This window comes from Leptospira sp. GIMC2001, from assembly GCF_028462125.1.
Lineage (GTDB): Bacteria > Spirochaetota > Leptospiria > Leptospirales > Leptospiraceae.
The window spans coordinates 3,740,180-3,756,754 of the sequence record NZ_CP115468.1 but is presented as its reverse complement, the minus strand read 5'-3'; the positions used below and the strand labels follow the sequence as shown (position 1 = coordinate 3,756,754).

The following is a 16,575-nucleotide window of genomic DNA, read 5'->3' as shown; positions in this document are numbered from 1 at the left end:
TCTACACAATCGATATGATTGTCAGTCTTGATCAAAATCTTGGGATTGAAATTTTCGAAGCAATGCTTCATTTACGACGTCAGGAACTTGGTTCGAGACTGCCCTACCATGCCTTGCTACTTCTTTGACGATTGTCGATGAAATAAAAGAATGTTCATTGCTAGCCATAAGAAAGATTGTTTCAATGTCTGGAGCGAGTTTGCTATTCATAAGTGAAATTGCATATTCATAATCGAAATCTGTCACCGCTCTCAGCCCACGAATGATCACCTTTGCATTTCGTTTTCGGGCATAATCAACAGTTAAACCACTGAATGTATCGATTTCAATCCGCTCCAATCCTGGAAGAGATTTCTTAATAAGTTCCACTCTTTCGTCTACTGTGAAGAAAGAGTTTTTTCGAGAATTTTTTGCAACCGCAACAATGACTCGGTCATACAATTGTAAGGATCTTTTGATTAGATCAAGGTGCCCATTCGTCATGGGATCAAATGATCCTGGATATATTGCAAGTCGATTCATTGCTTAAGGAGTCCCTCGTAATTTAGAGGTCTCTTTCAGTTGCAATCCATATAAGTTGATAAATCCTTCAGCATCAAATTGATTGTACAATGCCTCTTTCTCAAATGTCGCCATTTCAGGATTGTAAAGTGAAACTTGAGATTTACGTCCCACTACCGAACAATTTCCCTTGTACAGTTTAACGCGAGTTGTGCCAGAAACAAATTCTTGAGTAGTATCTATAAAGGCTCGAACGGCCTTCATCTGGCTTGAGAACCACATACCATTGTAAATCAATTTTGCAAACGGAATCACAAGTTCATCTTTCATATGCTGAGTTTCTCGATCTAATGTAATCGATTCAAGATCTCTATGTGCATGAAAAAGGATTGTACCACCTGGAGTTTCATAAACACCTCTAGACTTGATACCGACCAATCTGTTCTCAACAATATCAACCCGACCAATGCCGTTGGCTCCACCAACCTCATTCAAAGTTTCCATCACTTCTAATGGATTCATTCGCTTGCCATTGACAGCAACGCAATCTCCTCTCTCCCATTCAAGTTCCACATAGGTCGGTTTATCAGGTGCCTCTTCAGGAGAGACTGATAATAAAAACATACTTGGATCTGGCTCTCTATACGGATCTTCCAAAATCCCACCTTCAAAGGAAAGATGCATAAGATTTCGATCCATTGAGTAAGGTTTAGCGGCTGTTACAGGAACTGGAATTCCTTTAGATTTGGCATAGTCAATCAGTTCTTGTCTTCCACCAAAATTCCATGTTCTCCACGGTGCGATGATCTGGGAATTTGGTGCGAGTGCCTTGAAAGTTAGCTCGAAACGGACTTGGTCATTGCCTTTCCCTGTGGCACCGTGAGAGAAAGCATCTGCTCCTTCTTTCTTTGCAACATCAACCATCGCTTTTGCAATCAAGGGTCTTGCGAGAGAAGTTCCTAGCAAATAACGCATTTCATAGAGAGCATTACCTCTGATAGCTGGATAAATATAATCTCGTGCAAATTCTAATCGAAGATCTTCGATATAAACTTTCGATGCTCCTGTCTTTAATCCTTTTTCTTCCAATCCACTGAGTTCTTCCTTCTGCCCTACGTCTGCACAAAAGGCGACTACTTCGCATCCATAAGTATCACGCAACCAAGCGAGGATCACTGAGGTATCTAAACCACCAGAATAAGCTAATATAATTTTTTTTGGAGATTCTTTCATTGACTTTACGCCACTATATTAGCTTTTCGAACGATTTCAATCTTGTTTTTCATCAAAAAGCAAGTTCCCTATCAGATTCAAAAAACCCAATAATCAATTGACGGTATTCTTTTTATTAAAAAACTCTTACTATGATTCGAAAGTCGAGTATTCAATTTCAATTAACCATATTAACATTCTTTTTGTTCGGTTTTGTTACTTTGGTGCAGGCACAAGACGATCGCAGAGATCCAACTACTCTTCCACAAGATAGAATCCCTGGCTTTCAAAATAATTCATCTGACTCAAGTGAGCTAGATCCAAAAGAAAAATCGAATAAAGAAATTAAGAAATCGGAAAGTAAAGAAGAACCTACTTCATCAATATCCTCGCCAAGACACCGTCCGGCATCTATGCCAATCGGATTTACCCAAGGAGCTAATTATGTTGAAGCTCGCGGTGGAGGATCTCTTTTTATTGGTGGCCCCGCAGTAAATAATGTAAATAAGTCCCTACAGACTTCTGGATTTGACGGGCTTTATACATATACTTATGGATCTGATGCTCAGAAAGCCGCTTTTTATTATGGTTCACAATCTTATGAAGGAATCAATGTACGAGGCGAACATTTTGGCCTTATGTATGAAAAAGGATTTACTGATCATTGGGGATTGGGAATCGGAATCGATTACAAAGAATACAAAGCTAGTAATGTTCCGAACAATGCATTATCGAGATTATTTATTCAAGGTACTGCAAGATTTCCAGGTCAATTCGGTGCACCTTCCGAAGATGTTATCCAAAGATTTATTGGATATGAATTTACTGGTTTGGGAACATTTGCAAATTCGGTAGATTTGAACAAAATTATATTTGTTGAAGCTAATGCGATTTATCATTTTAATAATGAATCAGCTTTTGATCCATATCTAAAGCCGCTATTTGGTATTGGATATGAATCCACGACCAAGAGTTATGCTTTGAAAGTTGGAGGCGCTGCGGGAATGAGATACTATCTTGAGAATGGAATTTATTTTGGTGGCGAATTAGCTGCTGAGATGGTTTACTTAGGTCAAGAAAGAGTTGTGACTGCAAAGGGCAACAGCCGAATCGATGATATTTCGTTCAGCTTGTTTCTAGGAAAAAAGTTCCAATAATTCAATTCGCTTCCATTTAGAGAATCGAAGCCTTATACTTATTTGGTCTCAAATACTGCAACTGTTTCAATATGACCTGTCTGCGGGAACATATCGATTGGTGTAAGCTTTGTTAAATAGTAGCCCCTTGATAAGATTCTAGAATCTCTTAATAGTGAGTCCGGATCACAAGATACGTAAACGATTTTTCTAGGTGGATTGGACAAAATTCCTTCAATCGTTTTCTCATCGAGACCAATCCGAGGAGGATCCAGAACTAAAACATCTGGATCTTCTTTTGCTAGTGTCTCAGGCAAAACCTCAGCAGAGCGTCCTTGTTTGATTCTTACATTTTTGATATGATTCATCTTGATTGCTTCAATGCCCGCTCGGAATGAATCTTGATTTTCTTCTGTGCAGATTACTTCTTTCGCTTTGCTAGCAATCCAGATACCGATCGTTGCCATTCCTGAATAGGCATCTACAACTTTCGATTTCTCTGGAATCTCATCCAATATTAAATTATATAAAGTAGCTGTCTGGTACGGATTGACTTGAATGAAGTTATTCAATCCCACTTTGAAATGGTAAGGTCCAATCTTTTCCTTTAAATAGGATCTACCCCATAGTAAAGAGAAATCTTTACCAAGAACCATATTGGTATTTTTCATATTTGAATTCATTACGATTCCAACGAGTTTACCAAATTCAGATTTTTTACCGAGGGCATCGCGCAAGGTTGAGAACAACGATTTAGAGAAATCCTTACGATTGGGTAAATCATAATCGTTGAGAATAATACCAACTAGGATTTCTCCAGTAGCAAAAGATTTACGGATCAATGCATGGCGTAATATCCCGTTTCCCGTCTTCTCATTGTAAGGTGTAATTTTTTCTTTTCTTGCCCAGAGACGAATAGCCTGAGATGCTCGAGTAAGTCCCAAGTCTTGAATCTTACATTCGGCTTGATCAACTATAAATCGATTATCAACGCTATGCAATCCCAGAGTGACAAAACTTTTGTGACCAACTGACTTTCTGCCGAAGGGCAACTGCAATTTGAATCGGTAATGAAATTCTTCTGGGCAGGGAACGATGGGTGCAATGGTAAGTTTTCTAAATTCCTGAAATAAATCCCTTAGCTTTGTATCTTTGCTCTTAAGTTGAGAAGCATATTTTTTATTTAGAGTTGTGCAACCACTACATATTCCAAAATGCTGACAAAGATTTTTTCGTTCAGGATCAGAATTCTGGTGATGGTCAATTGTGTTTTTTATTTTGGATTTTCCTTTGAATGGAGCTTCGGATTTATATCGAGTTTTCGCATTGGATAATTCATCAGGCTGAAATCGAGTTTTAGATTTGTGTGCAGAATCAGATTTGAACCTTGATTTTGAATTACTGTCAGATTGATTTCGAGATTTTGGATTGAGCCGAGTATCGTCGTATTTGCGAGGCTGAGGTTTTTCTTTTCGATCAAATTTGGAAGGTGCATCCGATTTTGCAAAGGGTTCTGTTCCTGTTCTAGAATTTTCCTGAGTTCGAATTTTCCTTTTGAAACTAGATTTCTTAAATGGCGGTTTTCGATCGTTCATTTGTTTTTTTCTCCGACAATTTCAGAAATTGATTTCTTACCTGATTTCTTTAAATACTCATCTATATGCTTATTGATTTCCCAAGGCAGAAATGGTCCTTGATAGATATAGCTCGTGTAAATCTGAATGATGTTCGCTCCTGCCTGAATTCGTTCCAATGCTGATGCCCCTGAATCGATACCGCCAACACCGATGATCGGAATCCGACCTTGCAGAAATTTGTATGCAATTCTAGTACAATGCAATGCCCTATCTCGAAGTGGTACACCAGATAGACCACCTTCCTCTGGCTTAGCCAACCCCAATGAAGATTTATCTAGGGTTGTATTGGTTAAGATTACACCAGATATTTTTAGATCCAAAGCTTCTTGTAAGTTTTCGAGAAGTTCTTCATCCGATAAATCAGGTGCAAATTTCACGAATATAGGAAAATCAAAAGATCCACCTAATTCTTGTTTTATATCAAGAAATAGTTTTCTGAATGCTTCCCGTCCTTGCAGACTTCGAAGTCCTGGTGTATTGGGAGAGCTAATATTGATAACACCATAATCTGCGTATTTGCCTAAGATCCTAAATGACTTTGCATAATCTTGTGCTGAATCTTCGATGGGAACAATCTTGGTCTTGCCAGCATTGATGCCGCGTACGTTGATCCTTGGCTGCTTCATTAAGGTGATATTCATTTTCTCAGCACCTGGATTATTAAACCCCATTCGATTTATGAGGGCATTGAATTCAGGATAGCGGAATAAACGTGGACGCGGATTGCCCAGTTGTTCTTCTCCGGTTACAGTTCCAATTTCAATATGACCAAATCCTAATTTGCAAAGAAATGGATAAAGTTCACCTGTCTTATCGAATCCAGCTGCCATACCCAATGGATTCTCAAATTTGATTCCGGCTACAGTTGATACAAGTCTATCGGAACTGTAATTTGTAATGGAATGCAGTGTTGATAAGAAGAAGGGAAATTTGTCTCCTAGCTCAAGTAATCCTTTTGCAAGCTCATGAGCATTCTCAGGAGACAACCGAAAGAATAGTGGTTTTAGAAGATAGCTATAAAATGCATTTCGGTTCACCTTTACTAGCTTATGGAATATAGATTCTTTTTCAAGGCTTTCCATACAAAACATCTTGCTTTTAAAATTTTTTGATAATAAAGTTGTATGCGTGCAGGTTGGAAGCTTACAGGAATTTCTGGATCGTGAGATTCTAAAAGGGATATTCAATTATGTCCCAGTTGTAATTACGAGATTGGACGTATCTGGGCAAATTCTTGAAACCAAAGGAAATATAAATAATGCAGTTCCAAAAGAATATTATCCCGTTGGGATGAATGTCTACGAATTGTATCCGAATTTAGAAACACAGTTAACTCCAGTAATAAAATCGCAAAAGAATATTCGCTTTCAGCAATCGATCATGGTCGATGGAAAACTCCGAACATTTGAAAATCACGCTTTTGCAATTCAGAATATTCCAGAATCTGAATTGCAAATTGTCATAGTTGGTTTGGATAAGACAGAAGATGAGAATGTAAAAGAAGACCTCAATCGCAAGAACAATGAACTCAAAGCAATCTTCGATGCAATTCCAGATTTATATTTTCGTCTCGATCAATTCGGAATCGTTCTCGATTATAAATCGGATATTGAAGCGGAATTGTATGTTCCACCAGAAGTCTTCCTTCATAAATCAATAGAAAGTTTTCTTCCTTCCAATTTATCAGAACGAGTTCGGGCATCGATTGAAAAAGTCAAAAAAGATCGCAATCTTGTAACAATGGAATATGTTATTCCGTTAGGTGTTCATCGTCGTCATTTTGAAGCAAGATTTTTTCCATTGCTCAATAATGAGATCATTGTGATCATTAGAGAGATTTCAGATAAAGTTATTTTTCAAGAGAAAATTCTAGAAAAAGAAAAACTTCTGCTCGAGACACAGCGGATTGCAAAAGTTTTTTCATTTTTCTATGATGTTCAAGAGAATATCATGTCGGTCACAGATGAATTTAAGAATATTTCAGAAATTCCTGATTTAAAATTGGAGAATACACCCGAGTATTTTATGAGAATCATTCACGATGAAGATCGAGAATCGGTTAAAAAAGAATTCATTAGTTCTTTCGATTATAAGATGCCAGATATCTATTTAGAGTATAGAATAAATACTCCTTCGGGAGAAATTAAATATATCCTCACTGAAGGAAGGGTTAAGTTTGATTCTAAAGGAAAGGCAACTCAGGTTCTGGGACTGTCACAAGATATAACTCAGCGTAAAAATTATGAAATAGAATTGCTTACGCAAAGAAAAGAACTGCAAGGGTTGTTAAGCAATATCGAGGGCATTGTTCAAACACAAACTTTAGAAGTTGTACAAGCGAAAGATCGAGCAGAAAAAGCGAGTCAAGCTAAATCTTATTTTCTTGCGAATGTCTCACATGAACTAAAAACACCGATACATGCAATTATGAGTTTTGCGGAATTGGGAATTGAAAAATTAGAGAAAGTGGAAAAAACCAAAGTAGCTGAATATTTTTCTATAATTTTGGAATCAGCAAAGAGACTGATCAATCTCATGACTAATATATTGGATCTATCTAAATTAGAGTCAGGCAATGAGAATTTTATTTTTGATAAAGTCAATTTGTATGATCTATGTTTAGATATTTGTCTTGAGCTTGAAGCAGTCATAACAAAAAAAGAAATGAGAATCAATATTGAAAAGCCGGACGATACAATATTTATCGATGCTGATTCTTCAAAAATTGGGCAAGTTATTAGAAATTTATTTTCCAACTCCATACGCTTCAGTTCGGAAAAATCATGGATAGACGTTCATTTTACAAAACTTGATTCAATGAAAAAATACAATGATTCCAGTGAACCTGGGGTTGCATTATTGATTCGTGATTATGGTTCCGGTATTGAGAATGAAGATAAGGAATTGATATTTGAGAAATTTCGACAAGGAAGCCAAATAAAAGCAGGAACAGGTGGAACTGGCTTAGGGTTATCTATTTCAAGAGAAATTATTTCTGGGCATAGAGGAATTATTTTTGCCGACAATCATCCAACAGGAGGAGCTGAATTTACAATCGTTCTGCCTTTGTCCCAGCCTAATGAAATTTAAATTTAAAAATAATATTTATAATTTATCGAAATTTATTTTTATTCTCATTTCCCTTTTATTAATTATCTCGTGCTCTAAAGAAAATATTCAATATGAAATAAAGAATGGAGTTATGAATATTCCATCCAATTGGTCTGGCGATGCCATTAATTTGTCTGGAGAGTGGCTGGCACTTCCTGGTATTCGAAATCCTGAGGATTTTCATGATAAGAAAATTAATCCAACTCGAATGCAAATTCCCACGATAGGAAAAAATACTATCCAGGATCCGGAATTACATTCCATGACTTTTTTTTTGCATGTGGATATTGATTCTTCAAATCTTAATTTTGATACATTGAGTATTCTCACAAGCAAGGTACGAACAGCTCACAGAATTTTTGTGAATGGAATTCCGATTAATCAACAAGGTATCGTTTCTGAAACAGCTGAGAATCATGTACCGAAGCTAAAACCGATGGTCTCAGCTTTTTCCTATTCAAATCATTTCGATATTGTCATTCAGATTTCGAATTACAATTTTGGTAAGCTTGGAATTATCGATGCACCAAAACTCGGTAAATCATTTATTATCTATAATTTACTTTATAAGAATAAATTGTATGATTATGCACTCATATTTATTTCAATAATTTTTATTTTTGTTAACCTTGGGATTTATATAAGCAATTCTAAAGATAAAAGTTCATTGATTTTTGCATCAATTTTATTTTTATTTGCAATCCTAATTTCAGTTTCATCAACGACTGACAGAATTTTTTGGGATTATTATCCTGATATTTCCTATGATTTCATAGTTCGATTGGAAAATTCAATTTTCCATATAGTTCCAGCCTTATTTTTTCTTTTCTTGAGATCTACATTTCCGAACGAGATGAAGCGTAGCTATTTACTTTGTTATGGAATTGTTAAGTTAATTCTTGTTATTGCTACATTCTATTCTACGCAAGTTTTCTACAAATTAATCGTTCCAATCATTGCATTTGATTTTTTAATGTATTCTCTTTCCTTTGTTATTATACTTCAAGCAGCAAAAAATAGAAGACATCACGCAAAATTGTTGTTAACTGGATTGGTAATTGTTGGAATAACTTTAGCTTTAGATATCCTAAGCTCTCTTGGAATTATAAGAACAATTAGAACAACACTTGAGGGTTTTTCGATCATGTTTTTTATTTATTCTCTCATACTTATTCTGCGAGTTAGAAAAACTTATATAGCCAATGAAAGTCTAAATGAAAACTTAATTGAGGCAAATGAGTTCTTAGAGCACAAAATACAAGAACGAACAGGTTCTCTTAGAGAAACCATGCAAAATCTTAAAGATGCTAATCAACTTAAAGATCGATTCATTTCAATAGTTTCGCATGACATTAAGTCACCTTTGTCTGGTGTCTATTCGCTTCTTTCTTTTATTCTATCTGATCCAGACTTAAGTAAAACTGAGATTTTATCACATATCAAGCCAACTCAAAAAACTTTGAAAGGCTTAATCCGTATGACGGAAGAAATTCTCAATTACTCTAAGAGTCAATCGAATCAGATCATTCCTAATTTCGAAAAACTTTCTCTAAATAATATAATAGAAGAAACGATTGGAAGGCATAGAATGCTTTTGGATAACAAGAAAATTGAGCTTCAAATTACCGGTGATGATTCAATCGAAATTATTACCGATGCTTCACTGCTTGGTATTGCAATGTCTAATTTTCTTTCTAATGCAATCAAGTTTTCAAAAGAAAAAGGAAAAATTGATATTCAGTTTTATGAATATACGGACTCATATGAATTGAAAATTATTGATTCAGGTATAGGTATTCAGAATATTAAGCTTGGTACAATCTTTAGTTATGATCATAATATTTCAACACTAGGAACGATAGGCGAGAGAGGGTCAGGATTTGGACTTCCTTTCAGTAAAGAAATTTTGGATGCACTCCAGATTGGTATTGAAATAAATTCCCAAGTTTCCGAAGGAACGGAAGTTCGATTGATTTTTCCTAAAAAAGAAAAGATATTGTTAACACTTGATGATAACCCTAATTTTCGAAAATTTTTTCATGACCAACTAGCAGAAATTTTGCCAGAATATTTAATTATTCAGAAAGATAGTGGAGAGCAAGCCTTGGAGCAGTTGAAATCTCTTAAAGTGGATCTTATATTCACTGATTACCAAATGCCTGGTATGGACGGTTTAGATTTTTCTTATCGCGTTCGTCAAATGGATGCATATAAGGAAACCAAGATTTTCTTAATTACATCTTACTTGGAAACCGAAGAAAATATTTTCCAAGAATTAAAATCGAAAGCAAGTGTCTTTGGAATTGAACATATTTTTTCCAAATCTCTAGATCCAGAATATTTGAAAAAAATTATTTCTGATTCTGTATCCAATCAATAATTAGATTAGCCCACTCCTCTCCACAGTCTTCTTGAAGAAAATGTCCAGCATTTTTAATTGTTGTGTGCGGTTGGCCTTTTGTTCCCGGAATTCTTCTTCTAAAAATCAAATCACCACCCTTAGTCACTGGATCTTGATCACTGAATGCAGTAAGAAAAGGTTTGGTCCATTTCCTGAGAATATTCCAAGCCTTTATGTTGGCAATACTTGCAGGATCTTCTGGATTGGATGGAACTAACGTTGGGAAAACCCGAGCTGCAGCTTTATATGATTCATCAGGAAATGGAGCGTTGTATGCCCGGATAACATCTGGAGAAACTTCCCTTACACAGCCACCTTTGATAATTTTTCCAACTGGCAATCTCTTTGCTTTCTGCGAAAAGTTGTGCCATTCCAAAAAACTCTGCGGTAAAGGAAATTCTCCTGTTGGAAGAAAAGTATTAGCAGCTGAAATGCGTACGAATCGTTCGGGATTCTCTGCGGCTACTCGTAATCCAATGAGTCCACCCCAATCTTGGCATACTAAAGTTATATTCTGTAAATCTAAAGACTTTATGAATTCTGTAATCCACTCAACATATATCGCATAACTATAAACACTTCTATCAATTGGCTTATCACTTTTGCCAAAACCAATTAGATCAGGTGCAATAACTCGAAACCCAGATTTTGCAAAAATGGGTATCATTTTTCTGTATAAGTACGACCAAGACGGTTCTCCATGCATCAATAGTACAGTCTGTTCTGAAATTGAATTCTCATCCAAATAGTGTATCCGCAGATTGCCTGGATTGATTTGTAAATAGTTTGGCTTAAATGGGTAACCTGGAAGATTCTCAAAATTATGATCTGGTGTTCTTAGAAAAGGGATTTCGTTGCTCATATTGATTCCTTTGCTTCAAAAATTCTAATCGCGAAAAAAGTAGATTCTTGCTATTTAGAAAAATTCACAGTAACTTCTTCGGAAATTATTGCAATTCATTAATTCTTCCAATTCTATGAATGTTTCAAGCCTTGCAAACTTCTAAAATATAGTATTTTGAAATCGTCTAATTGAATAATAAATATTTTATTAAAAATTTACATTGAGTTAGTGTTTAATATGATGGAGTAAATACTGCGTTTTCTGGTTTATGAATTTTCTATGAAGACATATTGCATTTTTTGGTAAACATATTCTATGATTAATATATTGATAATTGATGATGAAGAATTGAATCTTAGGATCATAGAAGAATCCTTGGAAGGAAGTGGGTATATTCTTACCAAAGCAATTGATGGAAGTCAGGCTTGGGAGATTCTTAAGAAAAAGAAAGTTGAATTCGCAGCAATTATTTTAGATCGCTTAATGCCAGTTATGGATGGAATTGAAGTTTTAAAATTAATTAAATCTGATCGCGATCTTAGAGAAATTCCAGTAGTTCTCCAAACTGCTCTTAGTGGAAATAAAGATATCATTGACGGACTTGAATCGGGTGCTTTCTATTATCTTACCAAGCCATATTCGAAAAAAGTATTAATTTCCATAACTAATTTAGCAGTTGAAGGCTATTTCAAATATAAGAAGGCGAGAGAAGATCTCAAACTGAGTCAAAATGTTTTAAAGTATATAAAGAACGGCGAATTTTACATTAAAAATTTTGATCATGTTTTAGCATTGGCACCTGTTCTATCCAATGCTTTTCCAGAACCTAGCCGTGTTCTTACAGGAATTATGGAGATTATGCACAATGCGATTGAGCATGGTAATTTAGAAATAGGTTACGAATTAAAAAAAAGAATTACAAGATACAGACAAATATAGCGATGAAGTTAACCGAAGATTTGCTCTAGAAAAATACAAGAATCGATCTGTTGAGATAAAGCTTGAAAAGTTTGCGGATAGTATTCATTTGCATGTAAAGGATGAAGGGAACGGCTTTAATATTGAAGAATATACCAATTTAGAAAAAATGAGTAGAAATGTTTTTCTTGCATCTGGCCGAGGTATCATGATTGCAAAAAAAATCAGCTTCGATGAATTGATCTATCATGGATCTGGCAATCAAGTAGAAGCTATTATAAATTTAAATTAGGACTTTTTTGCAATTTATTGAGTCAAAACATTAAATCAATTATTTTTTAGAACATTGCTTACATTTATATCAATAAGAAATCCCATATTCGCTTGGATGATGATGATAGCGCTCATTGGTTTGGGTGGATTCTCAATGTCCAGGATGAATCTATCTCAAATGCCAGATGTAGATTTTCCAGTTGTAAATGTAATTTTGAATCTGGATGGTGCAACAGCAAAAGTTATGGAGACGGATGTTGTTGATATCGTAGAAGAAGTTATTCTAACAGTCGAAGGTGTAAAAGAAATAAAATCTTATTCCAAAGACTATACTGCAAATATTGCGGTAGAGCTAGAATTGAGCCGTGATGTTGATGTTGCTCTGCAAGAAATTCAAACTAAGATAGCACAGGTTCAGAATAAATTGCCTGTTGAGATGGATCCACCTATCTTAATGAAATCCAATCCTGAAGACAATCCGATTGTCTGGGTATCACTTACTTCTGATGTGCATTCCAAGAAGGATATGGTTCTCTATGTAAAGGATGTTCTTAAGGATCAATTCCAAAAAATTCCAGGTGTTGGTGAGATATATCTTGGTGGCTATGTTGATCGCACAGTAAATGTTTATTTGGATCCTAAGAAATTAACTCAACGAGAAATTACTGTTGATGATATCACCAATACACTGTTAGAGCAAAATATTGAAATTCCCGGTGGACGTGTCGAGAACCGTTTAGAGGAATATGGTTTGCGTTCTATTGGAGAAGTTCCACAAGTTTCCAGTTTTCAGGAAATTTACGTGAATTCCAGAAGTGGCGTTCCTATCTACAGTTTAATAAAGCTTGGTGATATTGCAAAGATTGAAGATGGATTGGATGATATTCGCAGAATTTCTCGATTCAATGGATCTCCTTCGATCGGTCTTGGGATCAAGAAATTAAAAGGTTACAACGCAGTAGATATCGCAGACAATATAAAGGAATTAGTCGAGAGCCTTCAAGATGATATTCCAGACGGATATAAATTGCAATTGGCATCAGACAATACAATTTTCATTCGTGAGTCAATTGGTGAATTGCAATTTACAATGTTGCTTTCGGCATTGCTCACAGGATTTGTAACTAGAATCTTCTTAGGCTCATGGAAATCTACATGGAACATTTTGTTAGCGATCCCGACATCCATTCTTGGAACCTTTTTCTTTCTAGAATTATTTGGTTTTACTCTGAATACATTTACTCTGTTAGGTTTAACGCTTGCTACAGGAATCGTTGTCGACGATGCGATCATGGTTTTAGAAAATATTGTACGTCACAGAGAAATGGGAAAAGGTTGGCGTGAGGCAGCAATCAAAGGAACCAAGGAAGTACAGTTTGCGGCTTTGTCTGCCACTCTTGCGATTGTGGCAATTTTCTTACCAGTTGCTTTTATATCAGGAATCATTGGGCGGTATTTTCTGGAATTTGCGGTCACTGTGTCCGTTGCCGTACTGCTTTCGTTATTCGAAGCTTTAACTTTTACACCCATGCGAGCATCCCAATTTAAGGATGATGAATCAGTCAAATTATCAAAATTTGATTCATGGGTGGATAGTAGGATGATTTCTATTCAGGACAAATACCGACAAACACTCGATTGGTCATTAAATCACCCTAAAACTATTATTTCATTATCATTTGGTTTTTTTGCTTTATCTCTATTGCTTATTATCCCCTTGAAGAAAGAATTTGTGCCAGCTCAAGATACTGGTCGGTTTCTGATTCGAATGAGAGCTCCCGTGGGATACTCGATATATAGAACTGATCAAGAAGTAAGACCGATCGAAGACTATCTTCGTAGTAAGGAAGAAATTTATTCTTATTTTATCGCAGTCGGTGGAGTTGGTGGCGGCGATGTCAATACTGCAATGATCTATGCAACTCTCAAAAATAAAAATGATCGACCAATCAATTCTGATACAGGTAAGTCAATTACTCAGAAAGAAATTTTTGAAAAATTGAGAAATGAGCTTCCAATTGTTGCTCCTAGTTTGAAAATTTCTATTCAAGATTTTTCTCTAGGTGGATTCAGTGCGGGACGTGGTTATCCAGTTGAAATTCAAGTGACCGGATCAGATTGGGATGTTCTCGCCTCAAATTCTGAGATATTAAAAGAAAAATTGGAAAATAGTGGTTACCTCACTGACGTGGATTCTGACTACAATAAAGGTCAACCAGAATTAAGGTTAGTTCCTGATCGTAGATCTGCAGCTTTAATGGGTGTTAGTATAGCAAATATTGGAAATACGGTTGGAACACTCATGGGTGGACGAAAGGCTGGCAAATTCACCGAGAACGGCAGAACCTACGATGTCAAAGTGCGTATTGATAAGAAAGAAGGTGAAGATCCAAAATCTCTATATGAGACTAGTGTCCGAAATACGCATGGCGAAATTGTAATGCTAAGTCGATTGTTGAAATTTGAAGAAACTGAATCTCAAAAAAATATCACACGTGTTGATAGGGCGAGATCAATCACAATTTATGGCAATCCTAAGGATCCTTTTTCTCAGCAACAGGCTATTGAAGAATCCCTTCGCATTGCGAAAGAAATTCTGCCTCAAGGCTATATTGCAAAAATAACGGGTGCAGCAAAAACATCTTCCGAGTCAATGAATAGTTTAATAGCTGTGTTAGGTGTTGGTATTTTGATTTCGTATATGATACTCGCAAGTCAGTTCAATCATTTGCGACAGCCAATTTATATATTGTTGGCGTTACCCTTTAGTTTCTCCGGTGCTTTAATCGCACTTTATAGTTTTGGTCAGAGTATCAACGTATATAGTTTTATAGGATTGATACTCTTGTTAGGTTTAGTTAAGAAAAACTCAATCATTCTGGTTGAATTTATCAATCAAGTAAGACATAAATTACAAACTTCTAAGAAAATTTCAAAGGCTAGATCCAAGAAAACTTTTGAAAATGCGGATATTGATTCTGCTAATTCTTTAGAAAATTATAAAGAAGAAATGCATTCAGCAATCTTGGAAGCAAGCCCACTTCGAATGCGTCCGATACTTATGACTTCGTTTAGTTCTATAGCTGCAGCAATCCCGCCAGCACTAGCAATTGGACCTGGCGAAGAAACCCGAATTCCAATGGCAATCACCATACTTGGTGGAATGTTCTTATCAACTTTGGTTACCTTATACTTAGTTCCTGTTGCTTACGGCTGGGTTGAAGGAAAAATGTTGAATCGAAAATGATAAAGTATCTAATTCTCTATGAGTTTTCAATTTTAATTAAATAACCTAACCTAACCTAACCTAACCTAACCTATGAATAATCCCTTTCTACGGATGGTATACGGCATGAACTGGCTTTTTAGTTTTTAGCTCTTCGAACGGAAATTTGGTCTCTAAAAGTACTTTCAACTCTTCCACATCAATTACCTTCATTCCGTTATCTTGTTTATTGTAATTGATCACAATCAAGTAGGGACTATAACTGAAAGTTCTTTTGGATAATCTACCCGGTTCCGAAAGTAATTCAGCTTGTTCGTCTAATAGAATTTCTTTTCTCTTTTCACTCGAAATATTATAGGCAATGTAAGATTTCTGATTGCTAGCTGTCACAATCTCTTCTTTGTTAGCCGGAGATGTCGAACTGTTTGCTTCTGGATTTGTTGGCTGAATAAATCTTTCATATATGATCCAATTGTTTCCAATCCAGGAAAGCCAGAAAGGAGTTTGCTGTTTATTTAAATCTTCATGATTTGATTGTGTAATCAGTTTTATTGAGCCATTATCTAGATTGATAGAATCTAAAATCCAAACTTTATCTTTTAAATTTTTATGCCATATTACAATAAAGTTATCTGAATCTCCAGTAAGCATAGGATTTATTCCGGGTTCAATGGAACTAATTTTTTCTATCTGAGCTAAATCCGAACTCATTACACAAATACTCCACATTTTCCCTTTCTTTGATCCTTTGAAGCTATCACATTTTTCATCTTCAATGATGTAGGCGATGCTATTGTCCGCACGTGGAAACCAACCTCGAATCTTTATCGAAGACTGAATTTTTAATATCTTCTCTTGGTCCGAATCGTAGTAAGAGTATTCAGTTTCATTCTTATTGGAAAGATAAATGTGATTTCCAACTCTTCTAATAGGAATTAAATTAGAAGGTATTTTAGAGTAAGGTTGAAATGAATTTTCTTTTAAATTCCAGAGTCCCCAAGATGGTCGTTTCCATTCCATTGTCTCAGGAATTTTATACGAGTTGAGATAGATATAAAGGTGATCCCGGTCAGCTTCTAGGATTTCATTGCTTTTCCAAGAAGAATTTTTAAAAAAATATTTCCAAGTATTTCTGTCCAACACATAAGGTTTGTCACTTATTAGCAAAAGTTTTTCTGCAAGCAAAGGAGTGATAGAATAAAAAAGAAATAAGACTGTAAAAGTTAATCTCTTAGTCATACTGTATATTCTAATTAATGAACTTAATCGTAAATCTTTTTTTGACAAATATTCTAATATTAAATATAATGTAAACT

At 35.5% G+C, this 16,575-nt stretch carries 11 protein-coding genes and 1 pseudogene; 6 read left to right on the top strand and 6 right to left on the bottom strand.

Translation table 11 applies throughout. From position 1 onward, the window contains the following. Nucleotides 1–21: 21 nt before the first annotated feature. Nucleotides 22–522 carry a pantetheine-phosphate adenylyltransferase gene (gene coaD / locus O4O04_RS18605; protein WP_272533368.1) on the bottom strand — a complete coding sequence of 167 codons (501 nt, stop codon included), beginning with the start codon at nt 520–522 and terminating at the stop codon, nt 22–24. 3 nt (nt 523–525) lie between these two features. Then, nucleotides 526–1,734 carry an argininosuccinate synthase gene (locus tag O4O04_RS18600; protein ID WP_272533365.1) on the bottom strand — a complete coding sequence of 403 codons (1,209 nt, stop codon included), beginning with the start codon at nt 1,732–1,734 and terminating at the stop codon, nt 526–528. Nucleotides 1,735–1,865: 131 nt separating this feature from the next. On the opposite strand from O4O04_RS18600, the gene O4O04_RS18595 reads away from it, so the two are divergent. Further along, on the top strand, nt 1,866–2,870 hold the full coding sequence (locus O4O04_RS18595) for a hypothetical protein (protein WP_272533364.1): 1,005 nt from the start codon (nt 1,866–1,868) through the stop codon (nt 2,868–2,870). 38 nt (nt 2,871–2,908) lie between these two features. Here the strand turns inward: O4O04_RS18595 and rlmD are convergent, their stop codons facing one another. Both rlmD and O4O04_RS18585 read right to left on the bottom strand, forming a co-directional pair. Then, nucleotides 2,909–4,444, bottom strand: coding sequence for a 23S rRNA (uracil(1939)-C(5))-methyltransferase RlmD (gene rlmD / locus O4O04_RS18590; protein WP_272533363.1), 1,536 nt, complete (start codon nt 4,442–4,444; stop codon nt 2,909–2,911). Beyond that, nucleotides 4,441–5,568, bottom strand: coding sequence for a quinone-dependent dihydroorotate dehydrogenase (locus O4O04_RS18585; protein WP_272533362.1), 1,128 nt, complete (start codon nt 5,566–5,568; stop codon nt 4,441–4,443). The genes rlmD and O4O04_RS18585 overlap by 4 nt, the downstream gene beginning before the upstream one ends. A 10-nt stretch (nt 5,569–5,578) precedes the next feature. Here O4O04_RS18585 and O4O04_RS18580 point away from each other — a divergent pair, with 10 nt between their 5' ends. Together O4O04_RS18580 and O4O04_RS18575 are read left to right on the top strand one after the other, a co-directional pair. After that, the gene (locus O4O04_RS18580) at nt 5,579–7,576 is read left to right on the top strand and encodes a sensor histidine kinase (protein WP_272533361.1); all 1,998 of its coding nucleotides are present in this window, start codon (nt 5,579–5,581) and stop codon (nt 7,574–7,576) included. A 112-nt stretch (nt 7,577–7,688) separates the two neighbouring features. After that, the gene (locus tag O4O04_RS18575; RefSeq protein WP_272533360.1) at nt 7,689–9,977 is read left to right on the top strand and encodes a hybrid sensor histidine kinase/response regulator; all 2,289 of its coding nucleotides are present in this window, start codon (nt 7,689–7,691) and stop codon (nt 9,975–9,977) included. Here the strand turns inward: O4O04_RS18575 and O4O04_RS18570 are convergent. After that, the gene (locus O4O04_RS18570) at nt 9,949–10,860 is read right to left on the bottom strand and encodes a haloalkane dehalogenase (protein WP_272533359.1); all 912 of its coding nucleotides are present in this window, start codon (nt 10,858–10,860) and stop codon (nt 9,949–9,951) included. The genes O4O04_RS18575 and O4O04_RS18570 overlap by 29 nt on opposite strands. 297 nt (nt 10,861–11,157) lie before the next feature. On the opposite strand from O4O04_RS18570, the gene O4O04_RS18565 reads away from it, so the two are divergent. The 3 genes and pseudogenes from O4O04_RS18565 to O4O04_RS18555 all read left to right on the top strand — a co-directional run bounded on the left by O4O04_RS18565 (nt 11,158) and on the right by O4O04_RS18555 (nt 15,280). After that, the gene (locus tag O4O04_RS18565) at nt 11,158–11,781 is read left to right on the top strand and encodes a response regulator (RefSeq protein WP_272533358.1); all 624 of its coding nucleotides are present in this window, start codon (nt 11,158–11,160) and stop codon (nt 11,779–11,781) included. 52 nt (nt 11,782–11,833) lie between these two features. Then, a pseudogene (locus O4O04_RS18560) lies at nt 11,834–12,052 on the top strand (hypothetical protein); the annotation flags it as partial. Between the two features lie 54 nt (nt 12,053–12,106). After that, on the top strand, nt 12,107–15,280 hold the full coding sequence (locus tag O4O04_RS18555) for an efflux RND transporter permease subunit (protein WP_442915915.1): 3,174 nt from the start codon (nt 12,107–12,109) through the stop codon (nt 15,278–15,280). A gap of 87 nt (nt 15,281–15,367) precedes the next feature. Here O4O04_RS18555 and O4O04_RS18550 read toward each other — a convergent pair whose 3' ends face one another. Beyond that, nucleotides 15,368–16,498: a hypothetical protein gene (locus O4O04_RS18550; protein ID WP_272533357.1), complete on the bottom strand. Its 1,131-nt coding sequence runs from the start codon at nt 16,496–16,498 to the stop codon at nt 15,368–15,370. Between the last annotated feature and the right edge of the window lie 77 nt (nt 16,499–16,575).

Bases quoted from the DNA above. Each gene is read 5' to 3' on its own strand.
- O4O04_RS18595 (WP_272533364.1), top strand. From the start codon at position 1,866: ATGATTCGAAAGTCGAGTATTCAATTTCAATTAACCATATTAACATTC.
- O4O04_RS18570 (WP_272533359.1), bottom strand. From the start codon at position 10,860: ATGAGCAACGAAATCCCTTTTCTAAGAACACCAGATCATAATTTTGAG.
- O4O04_RS18600 (WP_272533365.1), bottom strand. From the start codon at position 1,734: ATGAAAGAATCTCCAAAAAAAATTATATTAGCTTATTCTGGTGGTTTA.
- O4O04_RS18550 (WP_272533357.1), bottom strand. From the start codon at position 16,498: ATGACTAAGAGATTAACTTTTACAGTCTTATTTCTTTTTTATTCTATC.
- rlmD (WP_272533363.1), bottom strand. From the start codon at position 4,444: ATGAACGATCGAAAACCGCCATTTAAGAAATCTAGTTTCAAAAGGAAA.
- O4O04_RS18585 (WP_272533362.1), bottom strand. From the start codon at position 5,568: ATGGAAAGCCTTGAAAAAGAATCTATATTCCATAAGCTAGTAAAGGTG.
- O4O04_RS18575 (WP_272533360.1), top strand. From the start codon at position 7,689: ATGAATATTCCATCCAATTGGTCTGGCGATGCCATTAATTTGTCTGGA.
- O4O04_RS18565 (WP_272533358.1), top strand. From the start codon at position 11,158: ATGATTAATATATTGATAATTGATGATGAAGAATTGAATCTTAGGATC.
- coaD (WP_272533368.1), bottom strand. From the start codon at position 522: ATGAATCGACTTGCAATATATCCAGGATCATTTGATCCCATGACGAAT.